The following is a 17,580-nucleotide window of genomic DNA, read 5'->3' as shown; positions in this document are numbered from 1 at the left end:
CCCCCACGGCTACACCAACCCCGGTGACCCCGGTGGTGGAGAACCGGAGCATGAGCGCTGAGCTGGGGGTGGCTGTGGGGGCGGGACTGGGAGTAACCGACGGCGTGGCCGAGGGCGTAGGACTGGGCGCGGCCGAGGGCATAGCCGATGGGGTGGGGGAGACCACAGCCATCACCGGGACACTGGGCTGGGGCTCCTGCGGGGGCCGGGTGGCCAGAAACACGCCGCCTCCCGTAGCCACAGCCGCCGCCACCAGCAGAATGGCCACCTTGCTGCCCAGGGTCAGACCCCCGCCCCCGGCACCAACCGCCGCCGAAGCGGAGGCGGCAGCAGTTGCGGTGGAAGCCGCCGAGGTGGAAGCCGCAGCAGAGGAGCCTGCCGCTGCCGCCGCGGTGAGGCCCAGAGCCCCCTTGACGGCCAGCAGCCCCCGCTCCATGGTCTGCGGGTCCACCGCCAGATTCTGCTCCTGGAGCACCATGGCCAGGAAGAGCAGTCCCGGGTTGAGGGCATGGAGCCGCACGCCGTCCCGCTGCTCCCGCTGGAGGATCAGCTTCTCCAGCGCCTTGCGGGCGTAGTTCAGGCGGCTTTTGACGGTGCCCTCGGCACATTCCAGAATGGACGCAATGTGCTTAATGGGGCACTGGTCGTAGTAGTAGAGCATGACGGCGGTGCGCTGCTCGTCGGGGAGCTGGTCCACCAGCTCCCCCAAAATCAGGCCCGTGTCCCGCTCGCACAGGGTATCCTCCGGCGAGGACACGGGCGGGCCGGAATCCAGAAGGTCAAACATAGCCTCCTCCTCCAGAGCGAACTCACGGGAGTCGGCCTGCATCTTCCGCTGATGGAGGGCCAGCCGGACCGCAATGCCACCGATCCAGGACCGCAGGGACTCCGGGTCCTTCAGCTTGTCGATGGAGCGGAACACGGCGATGAATACGTCCTGCACCACCTGCTCGGCCTGATCGGCCTGCCCCAGGATTTTCATGGCCTGGAGATAGACCATGCGATAACAGGCCTGATACAGCCGGGTAAAGACCTCCTCATCCCCCGCCCGAAGCCGGGCTACCGCCTCGGTGTTGGACAAATCGGACAAAAGCTGCATATGACTTCCTCCCTTTGGAACGTTTCTGTCTGTTTGTGTTGGAAAAGGCTCCGCCGGTTTTATCCCGCGAAAATTTTGTCTCACTTTTTCTCCATTGTACCATCATTCCCCAGCCCGAGACAACAAAAGCAGGACGGGCCTTTTCAGGGCCCGTCCTGCTCTGCGGTTGATAAGGTCATTTTTTCTGATCCCGCCTCCGCCTGCGGTCCCTCCGCCTGCTGAGGAAACGTCTGAACTTGTTTCCAAACAGATGGAAGATGGCATACCCGGCAGTGATGGCCACCCCAACAAACAGGATCCGCTGGAGCAGATGGATCACGGAGCCGGAAAACACATCGCTCCAGGTGGCGATATAGTCATACCCGTCGATCCAGGCGGAAAAGATGGCCAGAATGGAGATGATGGCCAGAGAGGTGTCCATCCGCTTGGAGTCGTTGCGGTCGATGATATCGCACTTGGTGTCAAACACCGTCTGCATCTGGGCCTGATTGCGCTGCATAAACGCCAGCTGGTCCTTGATCTTGAAGGCCTGGCGCAGCATATCGATGGACTTCTGGGAGGTGGGGTAGTTCACCTGAATGTCCCAGAAATCAATGGTTTTGGAGAAATTGTCGTAGATATTCTCCACCTGCTTGAGAAACTCCACCGGCTCGTCCACCGCCTTTGAGGTAATGAGGCGGATGATCTCCCGGTCGGCGATCTGGATGGCGGCCTCCTCCAGCAGAATGAGCTCGATGTAAAACAGGGTGATGGACTCCTCGCACAGCCGGTCCCGCAGGGTGGCCTGAAAGTCGGGGGTGAACTGGAGCACCACGTTGCTGTAGGCGCACACAAAGGCCCGGTCATACTGCCCCATGCCCTTTTCCGAGCTGATGGCGGCCACGATCTCCCGGTCCACAATCTCGCCGAAATTCTCCCCGTCGGGGTAGATGGTCTCAGCGGCCAGCAGGGAGGCGATCTGGCTGGACTTCAGGCAGCTCTTGGCCTTGGGGATAACCGCAAAGATCTTGGGGGTGCCCCGCTTGATGACCCCATAGTTCAGGCTGACAAAGTCAAAGAAATTGGTGTGGCTGCCGTCCGCTCCCACCACCATCAGATTGTTGCGGATGATGTTGTCCATCAGGTGGCTGATGAGGAAGGGGGAGGAGAGGGAGTACCAGGTCAGCACTCCGCAGTTGCTGTCGGTGTCAATGGAGATGTACAGATCCACGAAGGCGGGAGCGCCGATGGGGTCGCCTGCCTCGTCGTAGCAGTCCACCGTTCCCTCTCTGGTGATCTGAACCGGAATCTTGCCCAGGTAATAGCGCTTAATGCGGCGCTTGAAGCCGGCCAGATCGTCCACATCCTCCAGCTGGGAGGGGACCCCCGCCTCATAGTGGGTGCGGAAGTCCATGTCCTTCAGCAGGGCGGCGGCTTTGCGGTCGGGCTGAGCCGGGCAGCGCTCCAGCAGGTCCATGGACCGGTACTGAACGGGCACCGACACAAACACATCGGGGATCACCGCCCATTCCGCCTGGCGGGAAGGGAGCATCTCCTCCAGCACACGGTTCATCAGGGGCGGAGCGGGATAGGGGGTTTTCTGGACATAAAAGACCCGGTCCCCCGCCATATGCTCCTCATACTGGGCCACGTTGATGAGCCGCTGGTACTGCAAATAGCTGTCGTAGTCCAGCTCCACCACGGCCCCCATGGCCAACTCCCCCTCCCGGGTCACAAAGCAGGCCACGCCGTGGTCCTCCACTGTGCCGTACCCGGCCACCGCCGTCTGTTCCTTCACCACACGGCAGGGGATCTGATACCGCTCCAGCAGGCCGGGGGAGGGGAGCAGCAGCTTGACCGTGCTGCCGATGGAGCAGGTATGGGCGGGGTCCTGGGGGGCATGGATGATGAGATTGTAGTCCTTCTCGATCTCCCGGATGGAGAAGTTCCGCTTCCGGTAGATCCCCAGGGAGTCCGGGTTGGACACGTCGCTGACCAGGTAGTGCCGGGGATAGTCCTTCAGGATCAGGTCGATGAGGCAGGCCCCCAGGCCCCGGTTCTGGCAGGCGGGGCGCACCGCCACCGACAGCAGGTAGAGCACATCCCCAGGCAGCCCCTCCACCACGTCGTGGAGGGACGCGCTGTAGGGGAGGCCCTGGCCCCCATCCTCCCCGGCGAAGATCATCCGGAAGGAGGCAAAGTCCTCCCCCCGCACCTTACGGTAATCAAAGCAGAGCAGAAAGGCCGTCAGGGTGTCCCCGTCCCAGATCCCCCGGCAGTCTCCGTGCCGGAGGCAGTACAGCAGGCTGGGCCCGTAGGCCTTCCTCATATCCTGCATACGGGTGGCTTCCGAGGGGAAGGAGCGCTTGTAGAAATGATCGTCCTGGAAGCACTGACAGAACAGCTCCATCACCTGCTCCATATGACAGTCTCGCAGCATCCCGGTCGTCATGTCACATTACCTCAACCACATATTTTTTCAGCAGTTCTATGGGGTGGTAGGCCTGCTTGGCCCGCCGCAGGCCGGGGTCCCCCATATCCTCTTCCCGGTTGATATAGGTCACGTCTCCCCCCGTGTAAGCGGCGGCAAACTGATTGACCAGCATCTGATAGGCGCCCTTGCAGCTTCGGTCGGCCTTTTCGATGTGGGTAAACAGGGTGTCGTTGACAATCTCCCCCAGGGAGAAGCCCACGATGGACCCGTCGGCGGTGAGCACGCTCCCCACCATGCCGTACCGGTCCAGATTTTGCAGCACCTCCAGGACCCGGTCGTTTTCCTCCCGCTCCGTGGCCCCGGCGCCCGCGCCGGACAGATAGGTCTGGGTGAAAAAGGCCTCCACCGCCCCTACGTTTCCAGCGGTCAGGGGCTCAAAGGACCACCCCTCCACCCCCCGCTTGAACTGGCTGATCTGGTTGCGCTGGCCGCTGTACCGCTTCCCCCCCAGCTGGGCCAGATCGGAGGCCTGATACAGATAGTCGGCAAAATCGGTCTGCTCGCTGACGGCACACCCCGGACAGATGGCCTGGAATTCCTCCAGATAGCACTCCGGGACGGTGCAGAACCGCAGCGGGCCGCCCTCGGTCTGCCCCTTCAGCACCTGGATGCCGACGGCCACATCGCCCCCCAGAGGGAGATTGTAGTACACCTGGCCGTCCTGGTCGTGGAGACGGGAATAAAAGATCTCCCCGTCCATGGCATATTCCATTTTATAGTAATTCCGCCACATGAACATTCCGCCCACGGTAAAGTCGCAGGTCCTGGATTTCATCTGCCGGAAATAAGGCTGAACAAGAGGGATCTCATTCAGCGTCAGTTGCTTAAATTGCATGATGTGTCTCTTTTCTTTGTCGTAATAGGATCGCTGGCCTCCGCAGCGGCAAACAGCAGGGAGGGCTCTGGAGCTGTGCGCTCCTGTATCATGCCCGTTTTTGTCCTTTTTCTTCCATAAGAGGGCCTGTTTTTCGCTTTGAGGCTCCTCTATTATCTACCAAGCCGCTCTACATTACAAGTCCCTTTCCTGCCGGAGCAGAAATATCTGTCGGTCCCCCTTCATATACTCCACCAGTGAATGAATGGAGGAGTGTTGCTGCTTGAAAGGGAACATCGAGGAACGCGCCTGCCGGCTGGCGCTTTACATCATAGAGAACCGTGCCACGGTGCGGGCCGCCGCCCGGCAGTTCGGCATCAGCAAATCCACCGTACATAAGGACCTCAGTGAACGCCTGCCCTCCTTCAACCGGCCCCTGTACCTCCAGGTAAAGGGGGTGCTGGAGGAGAACAAGGCCGAGCGCCACATCCGGGGGGGCATTGCCACCCGGCGAAAATACAAAGGCATCTAAACAAAAACCGGCGGGCTGCTGATGCAGCCCGCCGGTTCAGACAGTCAAAAAAGTGGCTGCGGCCACTTTTTTGACTGTCTGCTAAACTTTTGAGGCCTTCCATAAGTCCTCAAAAGTTGTTTGATTGCACGCGAAAGGGAACCCTGACGGTTCCCTTTCACACTATCCTTCCCTCCGAAACCTTTGGCCAGGGGTCTTTTTCGACAGTCTAAACCGGCGGGCCACTGACGCAGCCCGCCGGTTTCATCCCTCTGATTACTTGGCGTAATCCACCACTTTGGTCTCCCGGATCATGTTCACCTTGATCTGGCCGGGGTATTCCAGCTCTTCCTCGATCTTCTTGGCGATGTCCCGGGCCAGCAGCACCATCTGGTCCTCGCTGACCTTGTCGGGCGCCACCATGATGCGGACCTCCCGTCCCGCCTGGATGGCGTAGGACTTCTCCACACCGGGGAAGGAAGAGGTGACCTCCTCCAGCTTCTCCAGACGCTTGATGTAGTTCTCCAGGTTCTCACGCCGGGCGCCGGGCCGGGCAGCGGAGATGGCGTCGGCCGCCTGAACCAGGCAGGCCACCACCGTCTGGGGCTCCACATCGTTGTGGTGGGCCTCAATGGCGTGGATCACGTTCTCGCTCTCCCGGTACTTCCGGGCCAGCTCCACGCCGATCTGGACGTGGGAGCCCTCCACCTCGTGGTCGATGGCCTTGCCCAGGTCATGAAGCAGGCCGGCCCGCTTGGCCTCGGTGATGTCGGCGCCGATCTCGGCGGCCAGCAGGCCCGCCAGGTGGGACACCTCGATGGAGTGGTTGAGCACGTTCTGGCCGTAGCTGGTGCGGTAGCGCATCCGGCCCAGCAGCTTGATGAGCTCGGGGTGCAGGCCGTGGACGTTGGTCTCGAACACGGCGCGCTCGCCCTCGGCCTTGATGGTGGCGTCCACCTCCCGCTTGGCCTTCTCCACCATCTCCTCGATGCGGGTGGGGTGGATGCGGCCGTCCTGGATCAGCTTCTCCAGAGCCAGCCGGGCGATCTCCCGGCGGACGGGATCGAAGCAGGAGACGGTGATCACCTCGGGGGTGTCGTCAATGTTCAGGTCCACGCCGGTCAGGGTCTCCAGGGTGCGGATGTTGCGGCCCTCGCGGCCGATGATGCGGCCCTTCATCTCATCGTTGGGCAGGGGTACCACAGAGACGGTGGCTTCCGCCACATGGTCCGCGGCGCAGCGCTGGATGGCCAGGGACAGGATCTCCTTGGCCCGCTGGTCGGCCTCTTCCTTGAACTGGGCCTCGATCTCCCGCACCTTCATGGCCGACTCGTGAGTCACTTCCTCGGCCAGCTGGTTGATCAGGTAGTCCTTGGCCTCCTCGGCGGTAAAGCCGGAGATGCGCTCCAGCACCTCCATCTGGGTCTTTTTGACGGTGGCCACCTCTTCCCGGGCCTCTTCCAGCTCGGCCAGCTTGCGCTGCAGGGTGTCCTCCTTCTTCTCCATGTTCTCGGTCTTGCGGTCCAGGTTCTCTTCTTTCTGCTGCAAGCGCCGCTCCTGCTTCTGCAGGTCGGCCCGGCGCTCTTTTACTTCCCGTTCGTACTCGTTGCGGGCTTGGAGGATCTCCTCCTTGGCCTCCACCAGGGCCTCGCGCTTCTTGCTCTCGGCGCTCTTGATGGACTCGTTGATGATGCGCTTGGCCTCCTCCTCCGCGCTGGAGATCTCCTTCTCTGCCACGCGGCGGCGGTACTGGATGCCGAGCACAAAAAACACCACAGCCGCGACCACGAACGCGATGACGGCTGCTAATATGACAGGCAACATGAGCCGGGTTTACACCTCCATCTGTTTTGATTTTTGTTTCAATCGTTTTGTTCAATTCCCATGTGGGCGGCGGGCACGGATTTGTCCGACCCGCACAAAAATTTGAAGAGCGTACCCCTTGCTCTTCAAAAAATGCACCGAATCTATTTTAAGGCTGTCCGCCCCTTCTGTCAAGAAAATTCGTCTCCGGAAGAATCCATTCCTGCCTGATTTCTCGGGAAAAGGGAGGACGCGCCGCAATTTTGCAGCGCGTCCGTCAATTTTGTGCCATGGCGCCAGGGGCAGGGGGCTCCTCCCGCTGAAACTCTGTCATGGTACCCCAGTACCGCTTGGGCATCTGGGTCATGCGGCATTTGGGGTTATAGCGGCCCTCAATGGCGATGGTGTCGTAAAACCGCCGCCACAGGGCCCGGTAATCCAGTTCGCCCGCCCTGGGCGGGGCCAGATCAAACCGGTCCAGAGGCACAATGGCCCACTTCCCCTTCTGGCAGAACAGGGCCTCCCGGTGGGTGCGGTCGTAGAGCACCAGGGTCTCCCCGGGGTAGCGGGCGGCAAAGTGGGGCCGCAGCAGGGGAAGCACCCGGTTTTTTGGATCGATCTCTCCCACCAGGGCCCCGTCCTGGTCGGAAAAGCGGGTAAAGCCCTTGAGCAGGTGGGCCTCGTGGGTCAGGTGCTGGACCGCCTTGCCCAGGACAGCCACCCGGGGGTCGGTGAGATCCCGCACCACCGACGGCCCCCGCTCATAGCCCAGCCGGAGGAAATCCCACAGAGCCAGTTCCCGCTCCTCCAGGCAGGTAAGAAAGCCGTAAGTCACCAGGCGGCGGCCCTGCTGGCCCATGCTCCGGTCCAGAGAGCGGTACACCCGCCGGGCCTTCTGGTCGTCGGTGTCCACCGCCCGCTGGGGCCACAAGGTCACCCGGCCGTCCCCGTAGGTGAGGAAACAGGCGGGCTCCTCCTTATTGGCGTAGGCCGCAAAGACGCAGGTGAGGAATCCGGCAAAGCTGCCGTCGTATTCGTAGGCAAATCTGGGCCAATCCATGGGAACCTCCTTTCCAGAGGGCGTAACCTTCAAAACAACGACAACTGCTCCGGCTCATTACCCGCCAGGGCGGGCCTTTCCAGAGCCACCAGGTGGCGGAGCACCCCGTCGGGGTTCACCCGCAGCCCCTCCAGCATTTTTCCCGAGCAGGTGATGAAATACTGGGCCCGTTTCAGCACCACCCCCAGGGTCTTTAAGCCCGAGAAGGTGAGAGGCCCCACCCTCCGGGCGGTCAAGATCCGCTTGGCGGACACCACCCCGATGCCGGGCACCCGCAGCAGGGTCTCATAGTCGGCCCGGTTCACCTCCACCGGGAACTGCTCCATATGCCCCAGGGCCCAGGCGCACTTGGGGTCCACCCGGGTGTCGAAGTTGGGGTGGGCCTCGTCCAGCAGTTCCTCCGCCCGGAAGTGGTAGAACCGCAGCAGCCAGTCGGCCTGGTACAGCCGGTGCTCCCGCAGCAGGGGCGGCTTGAAGTCCTGCCGGGCGGGGAGGAGGGAACTGTCGGACACCGGCATATAGGCGGAGAAAAACACCCGTTTCAGCTTGTACTGGTCATATAAAGCCTGAGTCAGGGTCAAAATGTGCTTGTCACTCTCGGGCGTGGCCCCAATGATCATCTGGGTGGACTGGCCCGCCGGGGCAAACCGGGGAGCGTGCTTATACTTCACCAGCTCCCCCTTGGCCTGAGTGATGCCGTCCCGGATCTGGGCCATGGGGGCCAGAATGGCCTTTTTCTCCTTGTCGGGGCACAATTTATGGAGGCTGTCCTCGCTGGGCAGCTCAATATTCACCGAAAGCCGGTCGGCCAGCTGACCCAGCCGCCGGGTGAGGAGCGGGTCGGCCCCGGGGATGGCCTTGGCATGGATATAGCCATGAAAGCCGTACTCCTGCCGCAGGAGGGTGAGGGCGGAGATCATCTCCTCGGTGGTGCGGTCGGGGCTGACCCACACCGCGGAGGAGAGAAACAGCCCCTCAATATAGTTGCGCCGGTAGAATCCGGTGGTCAGCTCCGCCAGTTCCCTTGGGGTGAAGGCCGCCCGTGGCAGGTCGTTGGACCGGCGGTTGACGCAGTAGGCGCAGTCGTAGATGCAGCGGTTGGTGTACAGTACCTTCAAAAGGGAGATACACCGGCCGTCGGCAGAGAAGGAGTGGCAGCATCCGGCGGCCATGGTGCTCCCCATGCCCTTGCCCCCCCGCCGGTCCACCCCGCTGGAGGTGCAGGCAGCGTCATACTTGGCCGCGTCCGCCAGAATGGTCAGCTTGTCCATCAGATCCACCGTACTCCCCCCTTTGGCCCCATTATATATCGAACAAACGTACCAGTCAAGAGGGGAGTTCTGGAACTTTTGTTCCCCACTCCGTCCTGCAATCCTCATTGCTTTTTCCTATTACAAGGTGTATAATTGCATAGATTAACCTTTCATAGGACCGAAAACTTTTACTTTCATCCGCTGTTAAGGAGGATCTGTTATGCACTATACCTTTGCGCAGTATCAGGAGAGCGCCGACTACATCCGCAGCAAGATCGGCACCTTTGCCCCCAAGGTGGCCATGATCCTGGGCTCCGGCCTGGGCTACATGGGGGATATTGTAGAGAACGCCATCGCCGTGCCCTACGGGGAGATCCCCCACTTCAAGGCCTCCACCGCCCCCGGCCACAAGGGCCGTCTGGTGTTCGGCACCCTGGAGGGCCAGAGCGTGGCCGTCATGCAGGGCCGGATGCACCACTATGAGGGCTACTCCTATGAGGAGGTGGCCTACGCCGTCCGGGTGCTCAAGCTGCTGGGCTGCGACACCCTCATTGTCACCAACGCCGCCGGCTGCGTCAACACCAGCTGGAAGGCGGGCGACCTGATGCTCATCACCGACCAGATCAAGATCTTCATGGAGTCCCCCCTGCGGGGCGAGAACCTGCCCGAGTTCGGCGTCCGCTTCCCCGACGCCTCCCACCTGTACACCCCCGCCCTCCAGGATGTGGCCCGGAAGGCCGCCGGGGAGCTGGGCATTGCGCTGAAGGAAGGCGTGTATATGTACTTCCCCGGCCCCCAGTACGAGACCCCCGCCGAGGTGCGCTTCGCCCGCATCGCCGGGGCCGACGCGGTGGGTATGTCCACCGCCCCCGAAGTCATCGTGGCCGGCCACTGCGGGATGCAGGTGCTGGGCTTCACCCTCCTGTCCAACATGGCCGCCGGCATCCTGGATCAGCCCCTCTCCGAGGAGGAGGTGCTGGAGGCTGCCGAGGCCTGCAAGGACAAGTTCTCCCGGCTGGTACTGGCCTGCCTGAAGCAGATCGGGTAAGACGGGGCTTTCTTCTGTATCACAAATAAAGGAGATCAACAGTTTATGTCCATTCTCATTCACAACTGCACCGCCGTGCTGATGGACGAGGCGGGCACCGTAATGCCCGGCGCCTATGTGGCGGTGGAGGGCACCAGGATCGTCTCCGTGGGCACCGTCCGCCCTCAGGGGACCTTTGACCAGGAGATCGACGGCAAGGGCAACGTGCTCATGCCCGGCTTTGTCAACGCCCACACCCATGTGCCCATGACCGCCATGCGGGGCTACGGCGACGGCAACAACCTTCAGGACTGGCTGAACAACTACATCTTCCCGGTGGAGGCCCGCTGGGACGACCGGGCCGTCCGGTCCTGCACCGCCCTGGGTCTGGCGGAGATGATCGCCTCCGGCGTCACCACCATTGCCGATATGTATATGCACACCGACATCATCGCCCAGGAGGTTGCCTCCGCCGGCATCAGCGCCAACCTGAGCTGCGGCGGCGTCCAGTTCTCCGACAGCCTTGACCCCGCCACCCACAACGACTGCGTGGTCCAGCGGGAGCTGACCGAAAAATGGCACAACTACAACGACGGCCAGATCCGCATCGACGCCTCCATCCACGGGGAGTACACCTCCCATAAGGAGCTGTGGCAGTGGATGGCCGACTATGCCCGGGAGCATAAGCTGGGGATGCACGTCCACATCTCCGAGACCCGCGCCGAGCACGAGGCCTGCCTGTCCCGCCACGGCAAGACCCCCATCCAGATCCTCAATGACTACGGCGTGTGGGACGGCCGGGCCATCGCCGCCCACTGCGTGTGGACCACCCCGGAGGACTGGGCCATCATGGCCGAGAAGGGGATCTCCGCCATCCACAACCCCATCTCCAACCTGAAGCTGGGCAGCGGCATCGCCCCGGTGCCCGCCATGAAGAAGGCGGGGGTCAACGTGTGTCTGGGCACCGACGGCGTGTCCTCCAACAACTGCACCGACTTTTTCAGCGACCTGAAGTTTGCCGCCATCCTCCACAACGGGGCGGGCTGCGATCCCCTGGCCCTGCTGCCTCTGGACGCTCTGAAGATGGCCACCCGGGACGGCGGCGTGGCTCTGGGCCGCCAGACCGGCGTCATCCAGGCCGGGTATGAGGCCGACCTGATCCTGGTGGACTTCTCCCACCTGAACCTGACCCCCTGCCACAGCGTCATCTCCAATCTGGCCTATGCCGCCCACGGCTCCGATGTGTGCATGAATATGGCCCGGGGCAAGGTCATATACAAGGATGGGGACTTTTTGACCATCGACCTGGAGCGGGTACGACGGGAAGTGGCGGACTACGCCCTGCCCCTGCTGTTCCAGAACAACTAAGGGGGACTACCGTTGTCAAACCAGCAGAAAAAAAATACCTTCTACGGCGCGGCGGCCTTTTTGGCCATGACCACCATCATCGTCAAGGTCATCGGCGCCATCTACAAGATCCCGCTGACCGCCCTGCTGCCTGACGAGGCCTACGGCGACTTTAACGCTGCCTACAACATCTATACCTTCTTCCTCACCATCTCCACCGCCGGCCTGCCTGTGGCCCTGTCCAAGACGGTAAGCGAGTGCAACACCCTGGGCCGCCAGAACCAGAAGGCCAAGGTGTTCCAGGTGGCCTTCTTCGCCTTCCTGTTCATGGGCCTGTTCAGCTTCGTGTGTATGTCGGTGTTCTCTCCCATTGTGGCCAAGTATGTGCTGCAGAATGAGAAGGCCGTCTTTGCCGTGCTGGCCCTGTCCCCGTCGGTGCTGTGTACCTGCATCTGCTCCGCCTTCCGGGGCTACGCCCAGGGCCACATGAACATGGTGCCCACCGGCATCTCCCAGGTCATTGAGGCCGTGTCCAAGATGTTCCTGGGCCTGGCGCTGGCCTTCCTCATCCTCAACTCCGCCATCCCCGACGAGGACCTGAAGAGCCGTCTGTCCGCCTCCGGCGCCCTGCTGGGCGTGTCCATCGGCTCCATTCTGTCGGTTGTCTTTCTGGCGGTCAACCACATCCGCACCAACAGGCGGGAACGGATTACCTCCAACGACACCCCCGACACCTCCAAACAGATCCTGTCCCGGCTGCTCAAGCTGGCCATCCCCATCACCCTCAGCTCCTGCACCCTGACCATCGTCAACCTCATCGACACCGGCCTGGTGCAGAGCCAGCTGCAGACCGTATTTACCGCCATTCAGGACGGCCTCACCGGCATCTCCAACAGTGTGCTGGACATCTTCCCCAAGGCGGTGGCGATCTTCCAGGACAACCTGGCCGCCTTCCAGACGGAGGTGCTGGTCAATCCGGGCACCCAGCTCAACCCCGTTCTGGACTCCGCCCGGGAGCTGTACGGCGTGTACAGCAAGACCATGAGCATCTACAACCTGCCCTTCAACCTGATGGTACCGCTGACCGCCTGCATCGTGCCCGGCGTGTCCGCCTGCATCGCCCGGCGGGACCGGCTGGGTGCCCAGCGTACCACCGAGTCCGCCATGCGCATCTCCGCCCTCATCGCCCTGCCCTGCGGCTTCGGCCTGTTCGCCCTGGGCACCCCCATCATCCAGCTGCTCACCGTGGGCAACGTGGACGAGACCATTGCCGGACCCCTGCTGTCCATCCTGGGCATTGCCGCCCTCTTCGTGTGCATCCAGGTGGTGGCTTCCGCCATCCTCCAGGCCAACGGCATTGTCAACCTGCCCATCATCACCATGGTGATCGGCGGCGTGGCCAAGGTCATCGTCAGCTACACCCTGGTGGGCAATCCCAAGTTCATGATCTTCGGCGCCCCCATCGGCACTCTGACCTGCTTCGTGATCGTGTCGGTGCTCAACCTCATCGTCATCAAGCGCATGGTGCCCAATCCCCCCCGGCTCATTCCCGTCTTTGTCAAGCCCCTCATCGCCTCGGTCGTTATGGCTGCAGCTGCCTGGGGCTGCCAGGGCCTGCTGGCCCGGTACTTCTCCGGCTCCTTTATCAAGAACGCCATCGCCACCGGCGGCGGCATCCTGGCCGGCGCGGTGGTGTACGTCATCCTCATCGTGGTGCTGAAGGTGCTGTCCAAGGAGGACCTGGAAATGATGCCCAAGGGGGACAAGATCGCGAAACTCTTGCGGATTCGCTGACTTTTTTGGAAAAAGAGGTTGCAGGAGGCCTTGAAATATGGTAGATTTTCAGTATAAGGATTTCTATGACGTTCGGGACCTGGAGGAGATTGTCCGCATCCTCCGCGCCCCCGGCGGCTGCCCCTGGGACGCGGAACAGACTCATGAGTCTATCCGCCGCAACTTCCTGGAGGAGGCCTATGAGGCCGTGGAGGCCATCGACGAGCAGAACCCCGACCACCTGAAGGAGGAACTGGGGGACGTGCTGCTCCAGGTGCTCTTCCACGCCCGCATGGAACAGGAGGCCGGCCGGTTCAATCTGGACGATGTGGCCGACGGCGTGTGCAAAAAGCTCATCTACCGCCACCCCCATGTGTTTGGGGATGTGAGCGTGTCGGGCACCGGCGAGGTGCTCACCAACTGGGAGGAGCTCAAGCGCAAGGAAAAGGGCCAGGCCACCAATACCGACGCCCTCTCCGCCGTGGCCCGTTCTCTGCCCGCCCTGTGGCGGGCGGAGAAGGTGCAGAAGAAGGCCAAAAAGGCGGGCTTCGACTGGCCGGATATCTCCGGCGCTCTGGACAAGCTGTCCGAGGAGCTGGAGGAGCTGAAAACCGCCGTGGCTGAGGGCACCAACGTGGAGGAGGAGCTGGGCGACCTGCTCTTCTCCGCCGTCAACGTCTCCCGCTTTTTGAAGGTAGACCCGGAGGTGGCGCTGGGCAAGGCCACAGATAAGTTCATCGGCCGGTTTGCCAAGGTGGAGGAACAGGCCGCCGCCCAGAATCAGTCCATGGAGGGCATGACTCTGGAAGAACTGGACAAGCTATGGGAACACGCCAAAGAAACTTAAAGGCGCACCGCCTTAAGTAAATATCAAGTATAACAGAGCAAACAGGAGGAACGCACCAAATGAACAAGGCTGAACTGATCAATGCGGCCGCCGAGAAGGCCGGCCTGTCCAAGAAGGATACCGAGGCCGTGCTCAACGCCGCCATCGAGGTTATCTCCCAGTGCCTGGCCGAGGGTGATAAGGTCCAGCTGGTGGGCTTTGGCGCCTTTGAGGTGAAGTGCCGTGCCGAGCGCACCGGCCGCAACCCCAAGACCAAGGAGAGCATCAAGATCCCCGCCTCCAAGGTGCCCGTGTTTAAGCCCGGCAAGGCCCTGAAGGACGTCGTGGCTCAGTAATCTGACCTGATAAAAAGTGCCAGTCCGGAAGGACTGGCACTTTTGTAATATTACGTTTTTTTATAACAAGGAGGACTCAATATGCGCCTGGATAAATGGCTCAAGGTCTCCCGGCTCATCAAGCGCCGGACGGTGGCCAACGAGGCCTGCGACAACCAGCGGGTCACCGCCAACGGCCGGCCGGTAAAGGCCAGCTACGACGTGAAGGTAGGCGACGTGCTGGAGCTGCGCTTCGGCGAGCGCACCGTGAAAGTGGAGGTGCTGTCGGTGGCCGAGCACGTGGGCAAGGCCGATGCCCCCGCCCTGTACAAGGAGCTGCTCAGCTGAGGGGCTCCTCCAGCAGCCCCGCCAGCAGCAGGGCGTAATCCGCCAGCCCCGCCAGCGGCGCCCGCTCGTCCACCGAGTGGGCGTCCAGAATATCCGGCCCCGTGGAGGCCATCACCAGTCCCGGCGCTTTCGCCCGGAACACCGAGGGCTCCAACCCCACATGGACCATATTGATTTCCAGCCCCCGCCCGGTCTGGCCCCGGTACACCCGGTCCAGCACCTGGGCCAGGGGGTTGTTTTTATCTCCCGGCCAGCCGGGATAGCCGGTGACAGTGAGGGAGAAGCCGGCCTGTTCCGCCAACCGGCGGTTGTCCGCCGCCATGGCGCCCTCGTCCTCCTGCCGGGCAGCCCGGAGGAAGAGGCGGACGGCGAAGGTATTTTCCTCCCGCCGGGCCACGCCCAGATTGACCGAGGCCCCCACCACACCGGGAAACTGGGGGTCCATGGCAAACACACCGTGGCGCAGGGTAGTGAGCAGGTCCAGCACTTCCCGGCGGAAATCTGCCGTCCACACCGTCTCGGGCCGGGAGGCGGGGGACAGGTCCAGTTTCAGGTTGGGATCAGTGGCCCGGAAGGGGAGAAGGGCCTCCTCCAGCGCTCCCAGGTCCGGCTTCTGACCCACCACCACAACCTCTGCCCCGGCGGGGATGGCGTTGAAAGCGGAGCCGCCGGTGAAATCGGCCACCGCCAGGGCGGGCCGGTCCTTCAGATAAGCGGCCAGCACCTTGATAGGGTTGATGCGGCCCAGGTGGATGTCATCGCCGGAGTGGCCGCCGGTGCCGCCGGTGAGAGAAATGCGCCAAGCCTCACCCCCTGGAGCGGGGCAGGTATCCAGAGCCCGGGTCCAGCACTCCCGCCGGCCTCCGGCGGAGCCCACAATGGCTCTGCCCAGATGGAAGCCGTCGGTGTTGAGCAGCCAGGCCGCACCCGCCAGCCAGGCCGGGTCCACCACCTTGGCCCCCTCCAGGCCCATCTCCTCGCCTACGGTGAAGAGGAAGCGCAGGGGGCCGTGACTTATCCCCCGGCTCACCACCCACAAGGCGGCGGCATTGCCCAGGTTGTTGTCCGCCCCCAGGGAGGAGCGGCGGTCGGTACACAGATAGCCGTCCTGCTCCAGAATGGTCACCGGGTCGGTCAGGGGATCAAAGCCGCTGCCGGGGGAGACGGCGCACACCATGTCCATGTGGCCCTGGAGGATGAGCAGAGGCTCGTCCTCCCGGCCGGGGGTGGCGGGGCAGTCCGCCATCACGTTGCCCGCCTCATCCCGGACGGGGGAGAGGCCCAGGCCCCGGAGAAACTCCATGTAGTCCTGACCCACTGCCTCCTCGTGGTGAGAGGGGTGAGGGTGGCGGGACAGGGTGCGGAAGGTAGTAATCACCCCGGCGGTGATGTCCGCCCGGGAACCGAGACGATCAGATAATGTCATATGCGTTCTCCCTTTTTCTCTGGCGTGTTTTCTTCATTGTACCACATTCCCCCAAAGGGGGCATCTTTTCCTTGACAAAATTTCTTCCCTCGTTATAATAATGTCTATTGAATAAACCGTAAATCGGTTTATTCGCGCGGCGATAGCCGCGCAATTCCATAAAAACGGCTTAAGAAAGCCGCTTTTATGGAATTCAGCCATTGTTACAATGCGTATTTCCGCTGGTGCGTCTCAACGCATCAGCGGAAGGTGCAAGGTTTTTGAAATATTTTGTCCAAAAACCTTGCACCTGAACAAAGCCAAGGCTTTGTTCAATACGCATTATAATAGTGCATTAAGGTGTCATGACACCTGTAATGACTTTTTGACAGAGGAACTGGTTATGGGACAGATTTCGGCATTTCTCAAAAAGAAAAACATTGTAATTTCCGCCAAGCGGTACGGCGTGGACGCCCTGGGAGCCATGGCTCAGGGTCTGTTCTGCTCCCTGCTCATCGGCACCATCCTGGACACCCTGGGCAAACAGCTGGGGCTGGCCTTCCTGGTGGAGGTGGGCGGTTACTGCTCGGCCATGAGCGGCGCGGCCATGGCGGTGGCCATTGGCTACGCCCTCCAGTCGCCCCCCCTGGTGCTCTTCTCCCTGGCCACGGTGGGCTATGCCGCCAACGCCCTGGGCTCCACCACCCTGGACGGCGGTAAGGGAGCCGGCGGACCTCTGGCGGTGCTCTTTATCGCCATCATCGCCGCCGAGCTGGGCAAGGTGGTAAGCAAAGAGACCAAGATTGATCTGCTGGTTACCCCTCTGGTGACCATTCTCTCCGGCGTGGGACTGTCCGCCCTGTGGGCCCCCGCCATCGGTACGGCGGCCTCCGCCCTGGGTGACTTCGTCAAGTGGGCCACCGTCCTCCAGCCCTTCTGGATGGGCATTCTGGTATCGGTGGTCATCGGCATCGCCCTCACCCTGCCCATCTCGTCGGCGGCCATCTGCGCCGCCATCGGCCTCACCGGCCTGGCAGGCGGCGCCGCGGTGGCGGGCTGCTGCGCCAACATGGTGGGCTTCGCCGTGCTCTCCTTCCGGGAGAACCGCTGGGGCGGCCTGGTGAGTCAGGGCCTGGGCACCTCCATGCTCCAAATGGGCAACATCGTGAAAAATCCGAAAATCTGGCTGCCCGCCATTCTCACCTCCGCCATCACCGGGCCTCTGGCCACCTGTGTCTTTGGATTCCAGATGAACGACCCGGCCTCCGGCGTGGCCTCCGGCATGGGCACCTGCGGCATGGTGGGCCCCATCGGGGTATACACCGGCTGGGTCAACGACGTGGCCACCGGGGCCAAGGCCGCCATTACCGCCTTCGACTGGACGGGAATGATCCTGATCTGCTTTGTGCTCCCCGCCGTCCTCACCTGGCTGTTCGGCCTGTTCTTCCGCAGGATCGGCTGGATCAAAGAGGGAGATCTGAAGCTGGACTGACGTAAAGCCGAATT

15 protein-coding genes are annotated in these 17,580 nt (G+C 62.2%); 8 read left to right on the top strand and 7 right to left on the bottom strand.

Annotated features, from left to right (window positions below):
* The 3 genes from B5G42_RS05860 to B5G42_RS05850 all read right to left on the bottom strand — a co-directional run.
* The coding region (locus B5G42_RS05860) for an RNA polymerase sigma factor (RefSeq protein WP_087267778.1) at nucleotides 1-1,099 on the bottom strand (1,099 nt) is incomplete at its 3' end.
* 175 nt (nucleotides 1,100-1,274) lie between these two features.
* Complete coding sequence (locus B5G42_RS05855; protein ID WP_087267775.1) at nucleotides 1,275-3,530, bottom strand: GNAT family N-acetyltransferase; 2,256 nt, start codon at nucleotides 3,528-3,530, stop codon at nucleotides 1,275-1,277.
* A 1-nt stretch (nucleotide 3,531) separates the two neighbouring features.
* Nucleotides 3,532-4,407, bottom strand: coding sequence for a DUF2156 domain-containing protein (locus B5G42_RS05850; protein ID WP_087267772.1), 876 nt, complete (start codon nucleotides 4,405-4,407; stop codon nucleotides 3,532-3,534).
* A 262-nt stretch (nucleotides 4,408-4,669) separates the two neighbouring features.
* Here B5G42_RS05850 and spoIIID point away from each other — a divergent pair, with 262 nt between their 5' ends.
* Complete coding sequence (gene spoIIID / locus B5G42_RS05845) at nucleotides 4,670-4,918, top strand: sporulation transcriptional regulator SpoIIID (protein WP_087267768.1); 249 nt, start codon at nucleotides 4,670-4,672, stop codon at nucleotides 4,916-4,918.
* Nucleotides 4,919-5,173: 255 nt separating this feature from the next.
* Here the strand turns inward: spoIIID and rny are convergent, their stop codons facing one another.
* The 3 genes from rny to B5G42_RS05830 all read right to left on the bottom strand — a co-directional run bounded on the left by rny (nucleotide 5,174) and on the right by B5G42_RS05830 (nucleotide 9,040).
* Complete coding sequence (gene rny / locus B5G42_RS05840; RefSeq protein WP_087267765.1) at nucleotides 5,174-6,721, bottom strand: ribonuclease Y; 1,548 nt, start codon at nucleotides 6,719-6,721, stop codon at nucleotides 5,174-5,176.
* A gap of 256 nt (nucleotides 6,722-6,977) precedes the next feature.
* Complete coding sequence (locus tag B5G42_RS05835; RefSeq protein WP_087267761.1) at nucleotides 6,978-7,760, bottom strand: TIGR03915 family putative DNA repair protein; 783 nt, start codon at nucleotides 7,758-7,760, stop codon at nucleotides 6,978-6,980.
* 29 nt (nucleotides 7,761-7,789) lie between these two features.
* Complete coding sequence (locus B5G42_RS05830) at nucleotides 7,790-9,040, bottom strand: putative DNA modification/repair radical SAM protein (RefSeq protein WP_087267758.1); 1,251 nt, start codon at nucleotides 9,038-9,040, stop codon at nucleotides 7,790-7,792.
* A gap of 193 nt (nucleotides 9,041-9,233) precedes the next feature.
* Here B5G42_RS05830 and B5G42_RS05825 point away from each other — a divergent pair, with 193 nt between their 5' ends.
* From B5G42_RS05825 to B5G42_RS05800, 6 genes are all read left to right on the top strand, one after another.
* Nucleotides 9,234-10,061 carry a purine-nucleoside phosphorylase gene (locus tag B5G42_RS05825; protein WP_087267754.1) on the top strand — a complete coding sequence of 276 codons (828 nt, stop codon included), beginning with the start codon at nucleotides 9,234-9,236 and terminating at the stop codon, nucleotides 10,059-10,061.
* A gap of 45 nt (nucleotides 10,062-10,106) precedes the next feature.
* A complete protein-coding gene (locus B5G42_RS05820; RefSeq protein ID WP_087267751.1) occupies nucleotides 10,107-11,408 on the top strand; it encodes an amidohydrolase family protein in 1,302 nt (433 codons plus the stop codon).
* Between the two features lie 12 nt (nucleotides 11,409-11,420).
* On the top strand, nucleotides 11,421-13,181 hold the full coding sequence (locus B5G42_RS05815; protein ID WP_242961141.1) for a putative polysaccharide biosynthesis protein: 1,761 nt from the start codon (nucleotides 11,421-11,423) through the stop codon (nucleotides 13,179-13,181).
* Between the two features lie 37 nt (nucleotides 13,182-13,218).
* Nucleotides 13,219-14,007, top strand: a complete 789-nt coding sequence (mazG, locus tag B5G42_RS05810; RefSeq protein WP_087267747.1) for a nucleoside triphosphate pyrophosphohydrolase — start codon at nucleotides 13,219-13,221, stop codon at nucleotides 14,005-14,007.
* A gap of 59 nt (nucleotides 14,008-14,066) precedes the next feature.
* Nucleotides 14,067-14,342 (top strand): HU family DNA-binding protein, encoded by a 276-nt coding sequence (locus B5G42_RS05805; RefSeq protein ID WP_087267743.1) that lies wholly within the window; start codon nucleotides 14,067-14,069, stop codon nucleotides 14,340-14,342.
* An 81-nt stretch (nucleotides 14,343-14,423) separates the two neighbouring features.
* Nucleotides 14,424-14,669 carry an RNA-binding S4 domain-containing protein gene (locus tag B5G42_RS05800; protein ID WP_087267740.1) on the top strand — a complete coding sequence of 82 codons (246 nt, stop codon included), beginning with the start codon at nucleotides 14,424-14,426 and terminating at the stop codon, nucleotides 14,667-14,669.
* On the opposite strand, the gene B5G42_RS05795 is transcribed toward B5G42_RS05800, so the two are convergent.
* Nucleotides 14,662-16,095 carry a M20/M25/M40 family metallo-hydrolase gene (locus B5G42_RS05795; RefSeq protein ID WP_087267736.1) on the bottom strand — a complete coding sequence of 478 codons (1,434 nt, stop codon included), beginning with the start codon at nucleotides 16,093-16,095 and terminating at the stop codon, nucleotides 14,662-14,664. The two genes, B5G42_RS05800 and B5G42_RS05795, sit on opposite strands and share 8 nt — an antisense overlap.
* Before the next feature lie 382 nt (nucleotides 16,096-16,477).
* Between B5G42_RS05795 and B5G42_RS05790 the strand changes: the two genes are divergently transcribed.
* Nucleotides 16,478-17,566, top strand: a complete 1,089-nt coding sequence (locus tag B5G42_RS05790) for a PTS transporter subunit IIC (protein WP_087187226.1) — start codon at nucleotides 16,478-16,480, stop codon at nucleotides 17,564-17,566.
* The last annotated feature ends 14 nt before the right edge of the window (nucleotides 17,567-17,580 follow it).

Origin of the sequence: Flavonifractor sp. An91 (genome assembly GCF_002159225.1) — a bacterium.
Taxonomy (GTDB): domain Bacteria; phylum Bacillota; class Clostridia; order Oscillospirales; family Oscillospiraceae; genus Flavonifractor; species Flavonifractor avicola.
Note: the sequence above shows the minus strand (reverse complement) of the source record. Positions and strands in the feature narration are given on the sequence as shown.